Source organism: Bacillus sp. JKS001846 (assembly GCF_900176455.1).
In the GTDB taxonomy this organism is placed as follows: Bacteria; Bacillota; Bacilli; order Bacillales; family Bacillaceae_G; genus Bacillus_A; species Bacillus_A cereus.
Genome location: NZ_FWYG01000001.1, coordinates 4,796,290 through 4,812,992, shown reverse-complemented (window position 1 = coordinate 4,812,992; position 16,703 = coordinate 4,796,290). Strand labels below are relative to the sequence as shown.

Here is a 16,703-nt window from a genome sequence, read left to right as displayed (position 1 = left end):
AAAAGAAGGTGCTACTAATATTTCGTAGCACCTTCTTTTTATTCAATTTCAAAATCAACAATGATATAAGCGAGTATAACAACGAAGAAAATACTAACGGCTGGTGCTGTTAATACGTGGCCAGACATAAAGCCAATGCCAAGTGATAGAACGAGTGTGCTCGCTAATAGCATATACTTTACTTTCATGATTTTCTTAAAGTTTGTGATCATGCGGATAAATAATTTAATACCAAAGTATAGAAGAGGTATTAAGTAAATAAGGAAACCGACAATTCCAAAGGCGAAAAATAGGTCATGGAAGTCCATTTCAATTAATTTAATTTTATCTGTGTAGTTACCAGCGTAACCCATTCCGAATAGTTTTTGTGAAAGCGGTGCGTCTTTATAGTATTGTTTGTATGTTTTTAAGAATTTGTCGCGATCACTGTAAATTAAACTTTTTACTTCAGAATCTGTAAGTTCACCTTTTGCATGTTTTTTTGCATCTTCTGGATCTGCTTTAATTACTTTTCCTTCTTTTCGATCTTTCTCTTCTTGTACTGATTTTTTGTATTCGTATATTTGCATGTGAATGCCCATATTTTTTGCGATAGGAGTATGCGGTGTAAGAGCAATTAAACCTCCTAGTATAACTGCGACAACAACGGTATTTACAATATGTGTGAATCCTTTTTCTTCTTTTTTACGATTTATCATATATTCAATGAATGAGAAGAAAAGTGCTACGCCTAATGTAATAACAATTGCGCCATATCCGACTTTCGTTCCCACCATAATACTTGCATACATCGCAAGTATTGTTGGAATCCAGTAATATATTTTCGAGAAAGAAGTTGTTTTATGAATCGAATATAAGACAATGATTGGGAACATAATGGCGAAAAGAGAACTTAAATCATTTCCAGCGAAGAACCAACCTCTTGAACCGATTTTTGAGTGAGGATAGCTTGGGAAATCCGTTCCAGTTTGCATTGCGACAATCATTGTAATGCTTAAAATTAAAGTTGCATATAAGAAATATGTAATGATTTTATGGAATACATACTCTTTATTTTTTAGCTCTTTAAAGGCGATAATATATCCAAACAGTAGCACAATTGGATATACGCTCTTTAAGATGAATTTAACTTCTTCTCCAAATGAAACTGGAGATTTAACCATCATATTATTTACAAGACCGATTGCGAGTGCGATCCCGAGTAAGCACAAATAGAGGATGTACTTTTTCGCATCTTGTTGTTTGTGATGAAGAAGTAGGTACCCTAATGCAAGAAGCATAAAGGCGAAACGGACTACAACTCCAACTGTTGCGCTCATGTGTAGTATATAGATTGAAAAAGATGTTAATAAATCTAAAATTGGTTGAAACACAATGAATAGCAATAGGAAATGTGGGAAGTAGTTATCCGTTTGTTTCAACTTATTAACCATATGTTCCTCCAGTTCTTCATTCCTTTATTACAACACCCAAAAGATGGGTATAAAGCCTTTTTTACATAGTAAGGCGAATGAATTTCAATATTTGTTTTTTATCAAACTTAAGAATACACCATTTCATTGTAATGGTAAATAGATGAAAAGCATGGATAAACCGACTTTAATTTCTATATTTTTCAACGGAATTGTATGTTTTATACGGTAAATGTACAAATTGCGAGATTATTAGACAGAAAATTAAGAAAAAAGAAGGATTTTTCAGTGGTTTTCTATAATTATATAAGTATAATCTTTATGGAGAAAAGAGGGGTATATATAATGGAAATAACAAGTAAAACAGAATCTGTCGTTGTGAAATATGAAGGCCACGTTGCAACGGTTATGGTCAATCGCCCAGAGGTGTTAAATGCGTTGGATGAGCCGACCTTAAAAGAGTTATTACAAAAGTTGAAAGAAGTAGCGGAAAGTTCTGCGCATATCGTTGTGTTATGCGGGAACGGCCGTGGTTTTTCTGCGGGTGGGGATATTAAATCGATGCTTTCAAGTAATGATGAAAGTAAGTTTGATGGCATTATGAATACCATTTCTGAAGTTGTCGTGACATTATATACGATGCCAAAGCTTGTTATTAGTGCAATTCATGGACCGACTGCAGGTCTTGGGTTAAGTATTGCGTTAACAGCTGATTATGTAATGGCGGATATATCATCTGTTATTGCAATGAACTTTATTGGAATCGCTTTAATTCCAGATGGAGGCGGTCATTTCTTCCTTCAAAAGCGTGTCGGTGAAAATATGACGAAGCAAATTATTTGGGAAGGTAAGAAGTTATCAGCGACAGAAGCGCTTGATATCGGCTTAATTGATGAAGTAATCGGCGAAGATTTCCAAACGGCTGTGAAACAAAAAATTAATGAATGGTCACAAAAACCGATTAAAGCAATGATTCAAACGAAGCAAATTTTATGTGAAGTAAATCGCTCTAATTTAGAGCAAACATTGCAATTAGAGAAGCGTGGTCAATATGCAATGAGACAAACAGCGGATCATAAAGAAGGAATTGCTGCGTTTTTAGAGAAACGTTTACCAGCATTTAAAGGGGAATAAAGTTTGTCCATTCCTCACTGATTATTAGCTCGTTAATTCGGGATAAAGGGGAGAAAGTGCTAACACATTTTAGTATAATTGTGTTAGCACTTTTTTTAAGGAGTAATACATGAAGAAAATGATCGGTGTTATTACTATTATTTTGCTTACATATTCTGCTTTGCATAGTACACCATCTTTGGCAGTTCGGACTGCGTTGTTTTTTGAGGGACATCCAAGTGTTGCATTTTCTGACGGGGTGACGAAAGAAAAAGATGTGAAAAAAGAAGCGATTCCAGATGAGTATCAAACTCTATATGGTAAGGACGAAGACTTAGAGCACTATTTCTTTCCACATGTAAGAGCACATGGATCAGGAATTGATATGTTAAGTGCGTGCGTGAAGAAAAAATGGTTTTTCTATAAAGCAGAGCTCGGATGTTATTAAATATAGGAGGATGAATGATGTCAGCATATAACAAGTTAGTAAGAGATCGTGTTCCAGAGAAGATTTTAATGTCTGGAAAAACGTATACAGCACAAAAATTAACAGGGCAAGCATACATACAGGCTTTAGCGAAAATTGGAACGGAAGAAATTCGTGAATTTGCTTCTATGAAAGAACGCGAACATGCGCTAGATTCTCTTGCGGATGCGCTAGAAGTTATCATTTCATTAGCACGTGCAGAAGGTGCATCGATTGAAGATGTAGAACGCCTTCGTAAGAAAAAAGAAGTAGAGCGCGGTGGATTTGAAAGAGGTATTTATTTATTAGACGTTTCAGAAGAATAGTTTTATAGGAAAAGCATAGCGTTAATGAGTAACGCTATGCTTTTTTGTTGCAATGAAGCTAATAATGAAGAAGATAGCTGTTAATATCCAGCCGATTGTAATAGAAGTAGTAGTGTGAATGGCATAAGAGATTTGTAAACAAAATAATGATGCTAAAAACCAAATGAGTGCAATGTGTATATATTTTTTTGATATATTCATATTTTATAACTCCTTTTATATACTAAAAAGAATTTTACTACAATTTAGAAAATTAAGCTATATAAGTAGAGGTTTTCTGGTGAATTTTGTATACTGAATAGTAGAGAAAAAGAGGAGGAAACGACAATGGCACATCATGCGAAAGAAACGATGGAACTGATTAAGGAGCTTGTCTCTATTCCAAGTCCATCTGGAAATACAGCAAAAATTATTAATTTCATTGAAAACTATGTCAGTGAGTGGAACGTAGAAACGAAACGTAATAATAAGGGAGCTCTTATTTTAACGGTAAAAGGGAAAAATGATGCACAGCACCGCTTATTAACGGCACACGTTGATACGTTAGGTGCGATGGTAAAAGAAATTAAGCCTGACGGTCGCCTGAGTCTTTCTATGATTGGTGGATTTCGCTGGAACTCCGTAGAAGGGGAATATTGCGAAATTGAAACATCAAGTGGCAAGACGTATACAGGAACAATTTTAATGCATCAAACATCTGTACATGTATATAAAGATGCAGGTGAAGCAAAACGCGATGAGAAAAATATTGAAGTTCGTATTGATGAGCGCGTATTTTCAGCTGATGAAGTACGCGAATTAGGAATTGAAGTAGGAGACTTCGTTTCATTTGATCCGCGCGTTCAAATTACAGAGAGTGGATACATAAAATCACGTCATTTAGATGACAAAGTAAGTGTTGCAATTTTATTAAAATTAATTAAAAGATTACAAGATGAAAACATAACATTACCATATACGACGCATTTCTTAATTTCTAATAATGAAGAGATTGGATACGGTGGTAACTCTAACATTCCAGAAGAAACTGTTGAATACTTAGCAGTTGATATGGGAGCGTTAGGTGATGGACAAGCATCTGATGAATATACAGTATCTATTTGTGCAAAAGACTCTAGCGGCCCGTATCATTATGCACTGCGCAAACATTTAGTAGAGCTTGCGAAAACGAATCATATTGAATATAAAGTAGATATTTATCCGTACTACGCATCTGATGCATCAGCTGCGATTCGCGCGGGATTTGATGTGAAACATGCGTTAATTGGAGCGGGTATTGATTCTTCCCACGCATTTGAACGTACGCATGAAAGTTCTATTGCGCATACAGAAGCATTAGTGTATGCATATGTAATGTCTAATTTAATTGAAGAATAATTTCATAGATAATAGAGAGCTGATTAAAGATATTATTTTTAATCAGCTTTTTATTTGGCAAAGCGATTAGGAGACATGTCCTAATCGCTTTTTTATCCCGCTATTTGCCGGGCAGTAAGACTCCTACCTCAAAATTCAGCGAAAGCAAAAAAGTTAGATGGGGGCGGGCTGCCCGTAAAAGCCCGATTGGTGAGGGCTGATTAAAGTTTTTATATACATTCATTATAAGTTATATATATGCGATTTTTGTTATACGGCCGGAAACGTATTTACTATAGATATATAATGTTATACACTATGAAAGGGATTAATTAATAGTTAATATTTTTTAGTTAGCTTGATTAAAAAAATTGTATGAATATGAAGTTTTGAGAGGAGATTTATTTTTCATGAAGTACAAAGCAATAGCCGCAGGTTTATTAGCAGCAAATTTACTAGCACATCCAATTAGTAGTTTAGCAGAAACGAAGAAATTTCCTGATGTTTCAGATAGTGCGTGGTCAAAAGACGCAATTTATTATTTAGTAGAGAGAAATGTAATTAACGGTATGCCAGATGGTAACTTTATGCCATACGGAAATTTAACACGTGCTCAGGCAGCAAAGATTATCGCAACAGCAATTGGTGCTAAAATAGATCCAAATGCAAAGCCGTCTTATAATGATGCAAAAAATAGTTGGGCAGCTTCATTTATTGCAGCCATGGAAAAAGAGAATATTATTAAAGGGCGAGAACCAGGAGTATTTGATCCTGAAGGAAAAGTAACTCGTGCTGAAATGGCAGCTATGCTTGTAAGAGCATATAATCTGAAAAGCAAAGTAACAGGACCAGTTCCTACAAAATTTGCTGATTTAGAGAATCATTGGGGTAAAGAAGAAGTTAATATTTTAGTAGAATTAAAACTTTCGTTAGGTACAGAGGATGGCTGGAAACCGAATGATTCTATTACGCGTGAACAAGCAGCTCAACTTACTGCGCAAACAGATAAATTTAGCAAGAATAGTGATCGTCCAGTAGAAACAAAGAAAATGTACATAGATAGAAAATTCATTACATATCACGCACCATCATTAAGTTCTGGGATTAGTGCAAATCAGCATAATCCACAAATGGTTGAAATTAAAGAAGAACGAGATGGATGGATCAAAATTGCAACAAGTAAAGGTGATAAATGGACACCTTTAGTAGAGAAAACAGAAGTTATTAATGAAGGATTCACTACTTATGCAGAAGCTTCTTCTTCTTCAAAAGTAATGGGAACACATAACGCACAACAAGTAACTGTTATTGAAGAGAACGGCAGCTGGATTCGTATCCGCATGGGCTCTGGTTTCCAATGGGTTAATAAAAATCAATTAAATCCAGTGAAGCAAGGTAACTTCTTAGAAGGAAAAGCGATTATCATTGATCCAGGTCATGGTGGAGCGGATTCAGGTAATCCAGGTTATTATGAGAAAGAAAGTGAAACTGTATTAGATGTATCACTACGATTACAGAAAATATTTGAGAAAAAGACACCATTTACTGTGTTATTCACTCGTACAGATGATACACGTCCAGGAACAAGTGCTTCTGATTCTTTAAAGAAACGTGTAGAATTTGCTCAAAAAAATAATGGGGATATTTTTGTAAGTATTCATGGTAATGGCACGGAAGAGAAAAATGGACAAGGTACAGAAACGTTCTACTATGAATCAGCGACAGCAAGAGGAACAAATCCTAACGTATCAGAAAGTCGTTTACTAGCAGAAAAAATTCAAGAGCGTCTTGTAGATGCACTGGGAACAAAAGATCGTGGTGTGAAAAAAGGCGATTTATACGTAATTAGAGAAAATACAATGCCAGCTGTATTAGCAGAATTAGCATTTGTAGATAATAAAAGTGATGCAGATAAAATAGCTACACCAGCGCAGAGACAAAGTGCAGCAGAAGCAATTTATCAAGGTATTTTAGATTACTATGAAGAAATGGGTAACAACGTGTCTTCTTTCCGTTAATAAATAATAAGAGATTGCCATTGGCAGTCTCTTTTATTTATTAACGTTTCTCTTTATTTCCGGCATATGATATCATTTAATTTTATATACAAAAGAAAAGTATTTGAGTAATTGTAATCATAACAATTTTAAACGATAGAGGATGATAATAGATTGAATAATCATAGTAAAACACCTGCCTGTATATATACGTATGCATTTCGTGAGGAGGAGCGTGCTTTATGTTACTTGGAAATGCGCTCGTTCTTTGGAATGGAGTCCCACGTTAATATTTTAAAAAGTGATGTCAAAATTGACCCGAGTAGAAGTGCGTTTATTAAAGAGCGAATTGAAGTTATGTATGAAGGGGACGACTTAGAAAGCATTTTAAAACAAGTGGAACAAATTGATTTGGCGGGAGCGACGTTCAAAGTCATCTTCGTTAAAATTAATGACCTTGTTGGAGAGAATAAAATTGAATATGGAGAAAGACGTCTTATTGAAAGAGACCTCGGCATGCATATTGAAGGAGAAGCGGATGTTCGTAATCCAGAGCGTGTATTCGGGATTGTTCCTCTTGGAGGACGCTGGTACTTCGGGCACTATGTAGAAAGCGAACCAGTTTGGTATCATCACATAAAAAAACCGCATAGTTATTCGACATCTCTTAGCACACGTGTTGCGAGATCAGTTGCAAATATCGCTGTACCAAATCCAGAGGGAGTACGAGCAATTGACCCGTGCTGCGGTATTGGAACAGTAGTAGTAGAAGCACTTTCTATGGGGATTAACATCGTTGGTAGAGATATAAATCCACTTGTAGTTCTTGGAACGAGAAAAAACATCGCACATTTCGGATTTGAAGGAACAGTAACAAAAGGGCCGATCGAGGAAATTACTGAGAACTACGACGTTGCCATTATCGATATGCCATACGACTTATTTACGCATGCCACACCAGAAGATCAACTATCAATTCTCTCAAGTGCACGCCGCATCGCGAAAAAAGTAGTCGTTGTCACGATGGAAACAATGGACGACATGATCCATGAAGCAGGATTCGAAATTACAGATCGCTGTATTACAAGAAAAGGATCATTTACTAGACAGATTCTTGTTTGTGAATAAGAAAGAAAGGTCACCCGTTTGGGTGACCTTTTTTGTTTGTATTGATGTGTAATCGGTTGGTGGTTTAGGTAGATGAATTAGCGAAATTTGTCGGTAAGTCGATATTACATGTCGAATCGCCGATATATTGTGTTGAATCGCTGATATATTCCGAGAATCGCCGATATCGTTACATTAGAATGTTACTGTTCTTTTAATTTCTCTTGTTGTGCAAGTAGTAAATTGCGCAAGATGTGCCCGCGGTAACTTTCTAGTTTTCGTCCTTCATGATAGCGTACGCCTAATTTTTTTAGTTCAGCTACGTACCAGCCCTTTGTTCCGTAATACATTGGATCACTTCCTTTTTGCTTTTGAACAGTATATGTTGGGGGTGGAAGTAACTTTCCAGTGAAAATAATAAGACTGGTTGTATCAAGGGGCTCCATAACATAGCCTCTGGACAGTGTATAAAAAAATAGACAGTAATGTATGCTTTTTTAAACAATGTATACAAATTTATATCCTATGCGTTGGCATGATATTTGCAATAAAAAGAGTATCAACATATAGGGGAGAGATAGAAATGAAGGTTAGTAAAGTGTACACAACAATTGATGCTCACGTAGCTGGGGAACCGCTTCGAATTATTACGGGCGGCGTGCCGGAAATAAAAGGAGACACGCAGCTAGAAAGACGTGCGTACTGCATGGAACATTTGGATCATCTTCGCGAAGTTCTTATGTATGAACCGAGAGGACATCACGGCATGTACGGTTGTATCATTACTCCGCCTGCGAGTGCTCACGCTGATTTTGGCGTATTATTTATGCACAACGAAGGATGGAGTACGATGTGTGGTCATGGCATTATTGCTGTTATTACAGTCGGAATTGAAACAGGCATGTTTGAAGTGACAGGTGAGAAACAACAGTTCATTATTGATAGCCCTGCTGGGGAAGTCATTGCGTATGCAACATATAACGGGAGCGAAGTAGAGTCCGTATCATTTGAAAATGTTCCTTCCTTTGTATACAAAAAAGACGTTCCTATTAAAATAGATAACTATGAATTTCAAGTAGATATCGCGTTTGGCGGAGCTTTTTATGCGGTAGTAGACTGTAAAGAATTTGGCTTGAAAGTCGATTTCAAAGACTTATCTGCTATTCAAGCGTGGGGCGGTAAAATTAAGCACTACATCGAGAGCAAAATGGAAGTGAAGCATCCACTTGAAGAAGGATTAAAAGGGATATACGGCGTTATTTTCTCAGATGAACCGAAAGGAGAAGACGCAACTTTACGAAATGTAACAATCTTTGCTGATGGGCAAGTAGATCGTTCTCCTTGCGGTACAGGAACTTCCGCAAGAATCGCAACTCTTTTTGAAAAAGATGCTTTACAAAAGGGAGAAATTTTCGTCCATGAATGCATTACTGACGGGAAATTCGAGGGGGAAGTATTGTCGGTAACCGCAGTAGATACATATGAAGCTGTCGTTCCAAAAGTAACGGGGCATGCCTTTATTACAGGATTTCATCAGTTCGTTGTAGACCCGAGAGATGATTTGAACCGTGGATTTTTGTTAGGATAGAAGGAGGGGGTGGAAAGATATGTTAGTCATAAGCGCGAACGAACAAAGAAACTTAGTAAATATGAATGAAGTTATTGAATACGCGGCGCTTGCTTTAAAAGAATTTTCCGCAGAAAGAACGATTACACCAATAAGGGGCTCATTACCATTTGCGAACGAGCGAAATACGGCATTAATTATGCCTTCAGTAGCGGAAGGGCTTGAGGCACTTGGCTTAAAAGTAGTAACGGTAGTCCCGCAAAATAAACAGATAGGAAAGAAAACGATCAACGGGATTGTGATGCTATCAGACTTTCAAACGGGAGAACCGCTCGCACTTTTAGAAGGATCGTACTTAACGATGATTCGAACAGGCGCCTTATCAGGAGTAGCGACAAAATATTTAGCTCGTCATAACGCAAAAACTTTATGCATTATCGGCACGGGTGAACAAGCGAAAGGAATTGCTGAAGCAATATTTGCGGTTAGAGATATCGAAAAAGTCATCTTATACAATCGCACAGAAGAAAAGGCGTATGCATTTGCGGAATATATACAAGAGAGATTCAACAAACCTGCATATGTTCACACAAATGCAAATGAAGCAATAAGCGAAGCAGACATCATCGTCACAACTACGAACGCATCCACACCAGTCTTCTCAGAAACACTACAAAAAGGCGTCCACGTAAACGCCGTCGGCTCATTCAGACCGAGCATGCAAGAACTACCCTCACATGCCATCGCGGGAGCAAACAAAGTAGTAGTTGAATCAAAAGAAGCAGCACTAGACGAAACAGGAGACCTTCAAGTTCCGATAAAAGAAGGTCTATTCAAAGCAAACGCCATTCACGCTGAACTTGGTCAAATTATAAGCAAAGAAAAAGCTGGACGCGAAAATAATGAAGAGATTACTATTTTCAAATCAGTTGGTTTGGCGGTAGTGGATATTATCGTTGCGAAGTATTTGTATGAGAAAGCGGTGGAGCAAGGAGTAGGGAATAAGATTGAGTTTTGAGACTGCCTTTTGGTGGTCTTTTTTGTTGATGTGGGTGTGCTAGTATTTATAATTGAATCCTTTTAATATTATGTTGCAATGTATGAATTCTGTGCGGACATCAAATCATTCATTCAATTGGTATATGAAAAAAGTTGCCCCTCTAATTATTAGAGGGGCAACTTTTTACCATTCTCGCCATTCTTCTGTTATATCCTCTTCGGATTCTAAGCCAGCTATTCGTGCTGCTGTATCGATAAATTCATAGAGATCTTCTCTTTCCATTGTTTCAATAAAATAGTCATGTTCGTCATTTAATTCATTTATGTTAAGAACAATCTCTTTAACAACATGCATTATTTCGATTTCAGTTGGGTTTTCTCCCAATTGCTCTAAATTATTTATGTAAGTATCAAGAATTTTATTTGTTGCACTTATATTTTCTTCAGTGAAAAACTCTCCATCTTCATCATTCTCAATCCATTGGGTTGTTGGTTTGTTTTTTTTCAATTCATCAAATGTCATGATAACCTCCTAAATGTGTTTTTTGTCTTTAATCCCATTCTACATTTTCGGTCATATATAACAATCATTTTAGAGTTTTTTTGTAGGCTACTAGTTTTTTAACTCATTTTACGAGGTAACCTATTCGTGGTCTTCTTTTTTAATCCTCCTTATAAATATATTTTATGGCAAGAATGTATTAGTAGATTTCAAACTTTCCACATTTACAAAAAAGTTTGACTTTACATACAGGTAGTGGTAATTTAAAACTTATAAGAAAACTCGGGATTAATTCCGAGTTTTCTTATGGGTATAACTAGTTTGAGGGGGCCGGAAGATGAAACGGAAATTATTTGCATTACCATTTGTTCTAATACTACTTATTGCATTAGCGGCTTGTTCTGGGGAAAAAGATTCTTCGAAGCAAGCGGGTACTAGTAAAGCAGGGACTCCGAAAGATGGAGGAACGTTAACGATTGGTGTTAGCGATAATCCAGATACGATGAATCCGCTTTATGCGAATGATCGTGTGTCATTAACTGTGCAGCAAGCTTTATATGCGCCGCTGTATCATATGGAAGACGGTAAGAAAAAGTTTGTTCTTGCTGAGAGCTTTACGCCTTCAGAAGATCAATTAACGTGGACATTGAAATTAAAAGATAATTTGAAATGGCATGATGGTAAGAAAATTACATCAGACGATATAGCATTTACATTCCAATCTATTTTGGATGAGAAGCAAAATAGCTCAAGTCGTGAAAACTTTATTTTTAAAGGAAAGCCGCTTGATGTGAAAAAGGTAGATGAGTTAACAACTCAATTCGTTTTACCACAAGTAAGCGCATCTTTCGAAGGTGTAATGAATGATTTCTTCCCAATTCCGAAACATGTATTTGAAGGGGAAGCAGATTTAGCGAAGAGTAAGAAAAACTTACAGCCTGTAGGATCAGGGCCGTTTAAGTTTAAAGAGTATAAATCAGATGAGTATGTTGCATTAGATCGATTTGATGATTATGTAGGTGGGAAAGCTAAATTAGACTCTATCGTATACCGCGTTGTAAAAGACCGTAATACAGCAAATGTTTCACTGCAAAATGGTCAAATCAACATGAAAATGATTGAGCCGCAAGACTTTAAAAAACTAGATAGTACTGGGAACTTCTCAATGGTGACATTCCCTGAAGGTAGATTATTCTACTTATCTTATAACATGAATACAGATTTGATGAAGAAAAAAGAAGTGCGCCAAGCAATTGCGCATGCGTTAGATAAAAAAGAAATGATTAACTCAGCATTCGTTTCGGGTGAATTTGCAGAACCAGCAAATTCAATCTTAACGCCAGACGCTATGTATTATGCGAAAGATATTAAAGGCTATAAGTATGATAAAAAAGAAGCGAAAGATTTATTAGCAAAAGCTGGTGTGAAAGATAAAGAAAAAGTACGTGTTATGTATGTAACGAATAATAAAATCATGGAAAGCTTAGCGCTTTATACACAACAAAAATTAAAAGAAGTTGGCTTAGAAGTTGAACTAAATGCATTAGATGCTAGTGCGGCAAGTGAAAAAGGCTTAGATAAAGAGAATAAAGAATATGACATTACATTTGGTGGTTACATAATGGGACCTGAGCCAGATTCATATAAGAGCTTATTCTTAAGTAATGCTGAATACAATTATGCACGATATAAAAACGCTGATTTCGATAAGTTATGGGAAGAAGCTGCAGTTGAAACGGATAAAACAAAACGTGCAGAGCTATACCATAAAATTCAAGAAACAGCTAGAGAAGACGTACCTTATCTACCAATCGCGTATCCGAAAGCAGTTATTGCAGTAGATAAAAAGTTTGATGGATTAAAAGAAGCAAAAGCAATTCCTGTCACAATGTTTGAAGATCTATCTAAGATTTATGAAGTGAAATAAGAAACAGTAAAGAAGCTGGTGGAAATCAGCTTCTTTAGCTTGAGGGGGGAAGTTTGTGTATAAAGTAATTGCGAAGAGGCTTTTAAATGCAATTCCGCTTTTATTTGTTATTTCTATTATTTCTTTTCTATTAATAAAGCTAGCGCCGGGGGATCCTGTTCGAAACTTTGTAACGCCAAATATGAGTCCAATTGATGTGGAGCGTATTCGCAAAAGTTTAGGACTAGATCAACCAATTTACGTGCAGTATATTTTATGGTTAAAAAATATTTTAACAGGAAACTTTGGTTACTCACTTCAAAATCATCGTCCTGTTTTAGATCTTATCGCAGAAAGATTACCCGCAACAATTGGGTTAATGGGATCATCTTTACTCGTCTCATTCGTAATCGCAATACCACTTGGACTATTTACAGGTGTGAAAAAGAATTCGTTCTTTGACCGCATTGTAAACTTTATTTCATATGTTGGTATTTCTATGCCGGTTTTCTGGTTTGCACTACTATTAGTCTACTTATTCTCTTTAAAATTGAACCTACTTCCGAGTATGGGTATGCGCACCGTAGGTAAAGATTCTGTTTGGGATATTGTGCAACACGGCATTTTACCTTGCATGGTGCTAGCGTTCCAAAACGTATCTGTTTATATGAGATATATTCGTTCAAGTACGATTCAGCAATTAGAAGAAGAATATGTACAAATTCAATATGCGTACGGCGCTTCAAAGAAAACGGTGTTATTTAATCACGTACTTCGAAATGTATTAATACCGATCATTACAATTTTCGGATTATCGATTCCAAGTTTAGTAGGCGGAGCATTTATTACGGAAACAGTATTTTCATGGCCGGGTCTTGGTTCACTTGGGGTAAATGCTATTTTTAGATTTGATTATCCGATTATCATGGCAATTACATTACTATCATCATTCATGTTAATTCTCGGTAACTTAATTGCTGATATTTTATATGGCGTAGTAGATCCGCGCATTCGAATGAGGGGGTGATTTGGAATGAATAATAGAAGATTTCAAACGATAAAACATAGCTTTACGAAAAATAAGTTTGTACTAATGGGAGTTATAATACTTGCGATTTTAACGGTCGCATCAATTTTCGCATTCGTATCGCCGTACGATCCTAGCAAAATGTCGATTCCAGATCGCTTACAAGAACCGAGTATGAGTCATCCTTTCGGAACGGATGATTACGGAAGGGATTACTTAACGAGAGCGTTATATGGCGGACGAGTTTCGCTTGCGGTCGGTTTCCTTGCGATGGTTGTTTCTATTACAATCGGTACTGCAGTTGGAACAATTAGCGGGTATTTTGGCGGAAAGTTAGACAACTTTTTAATGAGAGTTGTTGAAGTGCTTATGTCAATTCCATCATTCTTTTTAATGCTACTATTAAATGCGTATTTAAAACCAGGAATTACGACGTTAGTTCTTATTATCGGATTACTAACATGGATGGACACCGCCCGTATTGTAAGGGCAGAAACGTTATCTGTAAAAGAGCGTGAGTACGTTTTATACGCAAAAGTATCAGGACAAAAATCACTTATGATTATTGTAAGACATATCATTCCTAACATTTTATCAACCATTATTATCGCTGCGACATTAACAATTGCGACATCGATTTTAATGGAATCATCACTTAGTTTCTTAGGATTAGGTATTAGAGAACCAGATTCTTCTTGGGGCAGCATGCTAAACAATGCGCAAGGATATATTGGTGAAGCTTGGTATTTAACACTCTTCCCAGGATTCCTTATCCTTTTAACGGTACTTAGTTTTAACGTAATTGGTGAAGCATTGAAGAAAGCTTTCGCACCAAAAGGAGCCGGACATGAAAACTAAAGTGTTAAGTGAAAGGAGTGAGAAGCGTGTCTGAAAAACTACTAGAAGTGAAAAATTTAAAGACTTCTTTTTTCATAGAAAGTGGCGAAGTTGAAGCGGTTCGCGGCGTTACATTTCGCTTAAATAAAGGAGAAGTAGTCGGTATCGTTGGGGAATCTGGAAGCGGGAAGAGTGTAATGGCGAAGTCTGTTATGTCTCTCGTTACGTCACCAGGAAAAGTGAAAGAAGGGGAAATCCTTTTTCATAATGAAAACATACTTTCTAAATCTGAAAAAGAATTGCGTTCTATTAGAGGAAATCAAATTTCACTTATCTCTCAAGACCCAATGTCAGCGCTAAATCCGGTCGTGAAAATTGGAAAACAAATGACGGAAGTAATTATACGTCATCAAAAAGTGAAAAAGAAAGAAGCAGAGCAAATCGCGGTCAACTTGTTAAAACAAGTCGGTCTTTCTTCACCAGAAGAAAGGGTGAAACAATATCCACATGAACTAAGCGGAGGTATGAAGCAGCGAGTTATGATCGCAATGGCGATGTCTTGTAACCCTGACCTTCTCATTGCGGACGAACCGACGACAGCACTTGATGTAACGATACAAGCACAAATACTAGATTTAATGAAAAACTTAAAAAACGAAACGAACATGGCGTTACTTCTTATTACGCACGACTTAGGAATAGTCGCACAAAACTGTACACGCGTTATCGTTATGTATGGCGGACTTATTATGGAAGAAGGACCTGTACTTGATATTTTCCAATCGCCGAATCATCCATATACGAAAGGGTTATTAAACTCTCTGCCAAAAATCGCAAACGGCGTAAAAGAAAGACTTGCTCCCATTCAAGGTGTAACGCCAAACTTATTAAACCCACCACAAGGTTGCCCGTTCGCAGAGCGTTGCCCGCATGCGATGGACATTTGTGAAAAAGAACGTCCACCATATTTTGAAATCGGAAACGAAAGACGTTCCATGTGCTGGCTAAACGATAGGGCGGTAGGTGATTTTCATGCATGAAGAAAACTTAATTGAAGTTCGGAACTTAAAAAAGTATTTTCCTATTAAAAAAGGACTATTCGGCAGAAAAACAGAGCAATTAAAAGCAGTCGATGATTTAAGTTTCACAATTAAAAAGGGTGAAACATTCGGATTAGTAGGAGAATCTGGCTGCGGAAAGTCAACGACGGGAAGAAGCATCATTCGTTTACACGATGTCACTTCAGGTAACGTTTTATTCGACGGAAAAGACATCGCAAGTTTAAAGGAAAGTGAACTAAAAGAATATCGAAAACGAATGCAAATCATTTTCCAAGATCCATACGCATCATTAAACCCAGCAATGAACGTATTCCAAATTATTAGCGAGCCAATGAACATTCACGGCTCTTACGAAAAAGAAGAACAAAAAGAAATCATATTAGACCTGCTCAAAAAGGTAGGCTTAAAAGAAGAACATTTATATCGCTACCCGCACGAATTTAGCGGGGGCCAGCGCCAGCGCATTAGCATCGCGCGCGCACTATCTGTAAAACCAGACTTTATCCTATGTGACGAACCAATCTCAGCACTCGATGTCTCAGTCCAAGCACAAGTCGTAAATATGCTGCAAGACATCCAAGAAGAAACAGGAGTCACATATTTATTCATCGCACATGACCTATCTATGGTAAGACACATATCAGACCGCATCGGAGTCATGTACTTAGGAAACATAGTAGAAATTGCCGACAGTGAAGACCTATACACAAAACCGGCACATCCATACACACAAGCACTACTCTCATCCATGCCAGAACCAGATCCAACAAACATTGGCAAAGAACGGATTATCCTAGAGGGAGAAGTACCGAGCCCACTAAACACACCATCCGGCTGCAAATTCAGAACGCGCTGCAAATTCGCCACTGAAAAATGCGCACAGGAAGTACCGAAGATGGTTGAGATTGCGAAGGGGCATGAGGTGGCTTGTCATTTGTTTTAGAGGGAGAGCACTAGGGGGGACCTGGTGCTTTTTTCTTTTGTGTTGGGGTGTGGGATTGGTTGTAGATTAATGGTCAGCGACTGT

General features: G+C 37.1%; 17 protein-coding genes. 13 read left to right on the top strand and 4 right to left on the bottom strand.

Annotation, left to right across the window (positions count from 1 at the left end; translation table 11 throughout):
- Positions 1–38: 38 nt before the first annotated feature.
- On the bottom strand, positions 39–1,433 hold the full coding sequence (locus B9A45_RS25795; protein ID WP_084065404.1) for an O-antigen ligase family protein: 1,395 nt from the start codon (positions 1,431–1,433) through the stop codon (positions 39–41).
- Positions 1,434–1,733: 300 nt separating this feature from the next.
- Here B9A45_RS25795 and B9A45_RS25790 point away from each other — a divergent pair, with 300 nt between their 5' ends.
- The 3 genes from B9A45_RS25790 (at position 1,734) to B9A45_RS25780 (ending at position 3,317) form a co-directional block, all read left to right on the top strand.
- Positions 1,734–2,546, top strand: a complete 813-nt coding sequence (locus tag B9A45_RS25790) for an enoyl-CoA hydratase (RefSeq protein ID WP_001999174.1) — start codon at positions 1,734–1,736, stop codon at positions 2,544–2,546.
- Between the two features lie 109 nt (positions 2,547–2,655).
- Entirely contained in the window at positions 2,656–2,973 is a 318-nt protein-coding gene (locus B9A45_RS25785; protein WP_000738198.1) for a hypothetical protein, read from the top strand.
- Between the two features lie 17 nt (positions 2,974–2,990).
- Positions 2,991–3,317 carry a nucleoside triphosphate pyrophosphohydrolase gene (locus tag B9A45_RS25780; RefSeq protein ID WP_001277348.1) on the top strand — a complete coding sequence of 109 codons (327 nt, stop codon included), beginning with the start codon at positions 2,991–2,993 and terminating at the stop codon, positions 3,315–3,317.
- Positions 3,318–3,338: 21 nt separating this feature from the next.
- Here the strand turns inward: B9A45_RS25780 and B9A45_RS25775 are convergent, their stop codons facing one another.
- Complete coding sequence (locus B9A45_RS25775) at positions 3,339–3,518, bottom strand: hypothetical protein (protein WP_001027083.1); 180 nt, start codon at positions 3,516–3,518, stop codon at positions 3,339–3,341.
- A gap of 126 nt (positions 3,519–3,644) precedes the next feature.
- On the opposite strand from B9A45_RS25775, the gene B9A45_RS25770 reads away from it, so the two are divergent.
- The 3 genes from B9A45_RS25770 to B9A45_RS25760 all read left to right on the top strand — a co-directional run bounded on the left by B9A45_RS25770 (position 3,645) and on the right by B9A45_RS25760 (position 7,798).
- Positions 3,645–4,694, top strand: coding sequence for a M42 family metallopeptidase (locus B9A45_RS25770; RefSeq protein WP_000930026.1), 1,050 nt, complete (start codon positions 3,645–3,647; stop codon positions 4,692–4,694).
- Positions 4,695–5,083: 389 nt separating this feature from the next.
- Positions 5,084–6,691, top strand: coding sequence for an N-acetylmuramoyl-L-alanine amidase (locus tag B9A45_RS25765; RefSeq protein WP_084065402.1), 1,608 nt, complete (start codon positions 5,084–5,086; stop codon positions 6,689–6,691).
- Between the two features lie 153 nt (positions 6,692–6,844).
- On the top strand, positions 6,845–7,798 hold the full coding sequence (locus B9A45_RS25760; RefSeq protein WP_001059308.1) for a TRM11 family SAM-dependent methyltransferase: 954 nt from the start codon (positions 6,845–6,847) through the stop codon (positions 7,796–7,798).
- A gap of 182 nt (positions 7,799–7,980) precedes the next feature.
- On the opposite strand, the gene B9A45_RS25755 is transcribed toward B9A45_RS25760, so the two are convergent.
- Positions 7,981–8,223, bottom strand: coding sequence for a YflJ family protein (locus B9A45_RS25755; RefSeq protein WP_000433499.1), 243 nt, complete (start codon positions 8,221–8,223; stop codon positions 7,981–7,983).
- A gap of 89 nt (positions 8,224–8,312) precedes the next feature.
- On the opposite strand from B9A45_RS25755, the gene B9A45_RS25750 reads away from it, so the two are divergent.
- Together B9A45_RS25750 and B9A45_RS25745 are read left to right on the top strand one after the other, a co-directional pair.
- Positions 8,313–9,365: a proline racemase family protein gene (locus B9A45_RS25750; protein ID WP_003283354.1), complete on the top strand. Its 1,053-nt coding sequence runs from the start codon at positions 8,313–8,315 to the stop codon at positions 9,363–9,365.
- A gap of 19 nt (positions 9,366–9,384) precedes the next feature.
- Complete coding sequence (locus B9A45_RS25745) at positions 9,385–10,362, top strand: ornithine cyclodeaminase family protein (protein WP_053512536.1); 978 nt, start codon at positions 9,385–9,387, stop codon at positions 10,360–10,362.
- 165 nt (positions 10,363–10,527) lie between these two features.
- Here B9A45_RS25745 and B9A45_RS25740 read toward each other — a convergent pair whose 3' ends face one another.
- Positions 10,528–10,866 (bottom strand): hypothetical protein, encoded by a 339-nt coding sequence (locus B9A45_RS25740; protein ID WP_084065399.1) that lies wholly within the window; start codon positions 10,864–10,866, stop codon positions 10,528–10,530.
- 316 nt (positions 10,867–11,182) lie between these two features.
- Between B9A45_RS25740 and B9A45_RS25735 the strand changes: the two genes are divergently transcribed.
- The 5 genes from B9A45_RS25735 to B9A45_RS25715 are packed head-to-tail and all read left to right on the top strand — an operon-like array spanning position 11,183 to position 16,619.
- Positions 11,183–12,772, top strand: coding sequence for an ABC transporter substrate-binding protein (locus tag B9A45_RS25735; protein WP_084065396.1), 1,590 nt, complete (start codon positions 11,183–11,185; stop codon positions 12,770–12,772).
- Between the two features lie 55 nt (positions 12,773–12,827).
- Positions 12,828–13,778 (top strand): ABC transporter permease, encoded by a 951-nt coding sequence (locus B9A45_RS25730; protein WP_000278787.1) that lies wholly within the window; start codon positions 12,828–12,830, stop codon positions 13,776–13,778.
- Between the two features lie 6 nt (positions 13,779–13,784).
- Positions 13,785–14,636 (top strand): ABC transporter permease, encoded by an 852-nt coding sequence (locus B9A45_RS25725; protein WP_084065394.1) that lies wholly within the window; start codon positions 13,785–13,787, stop codon positions 14,634–14,636.
- Positions 14,637–14,662: 26 nt separating this feature from the next.
- A complete protein-coding gene (locus tag B9A45_RS25720; protein ID WP_001291165.1) occupies positions 14,663–15,655 on the top strand; it encodes an ABC transporter ATP-binding protein in 993 nt (330 codons plus the stop codon).
- Positions 15,648–16,619: an ABC transporter ATP-binding protein gene (locus B9A45_RS25715; RefSeq protein ID WP_000544131.1), complete on the top strand. Its 972-nt coding sequence runs from the start codon at positions 15,648–15,650 to the stop codon at positions 16,617–16,619. Before B9A45_RS25720 ends, B9A45_RS25715 begins: the two co-directional genes overlap by 8 nt.
- Positions 16,620–16,703: the final 84 nt, after the last annotated feature.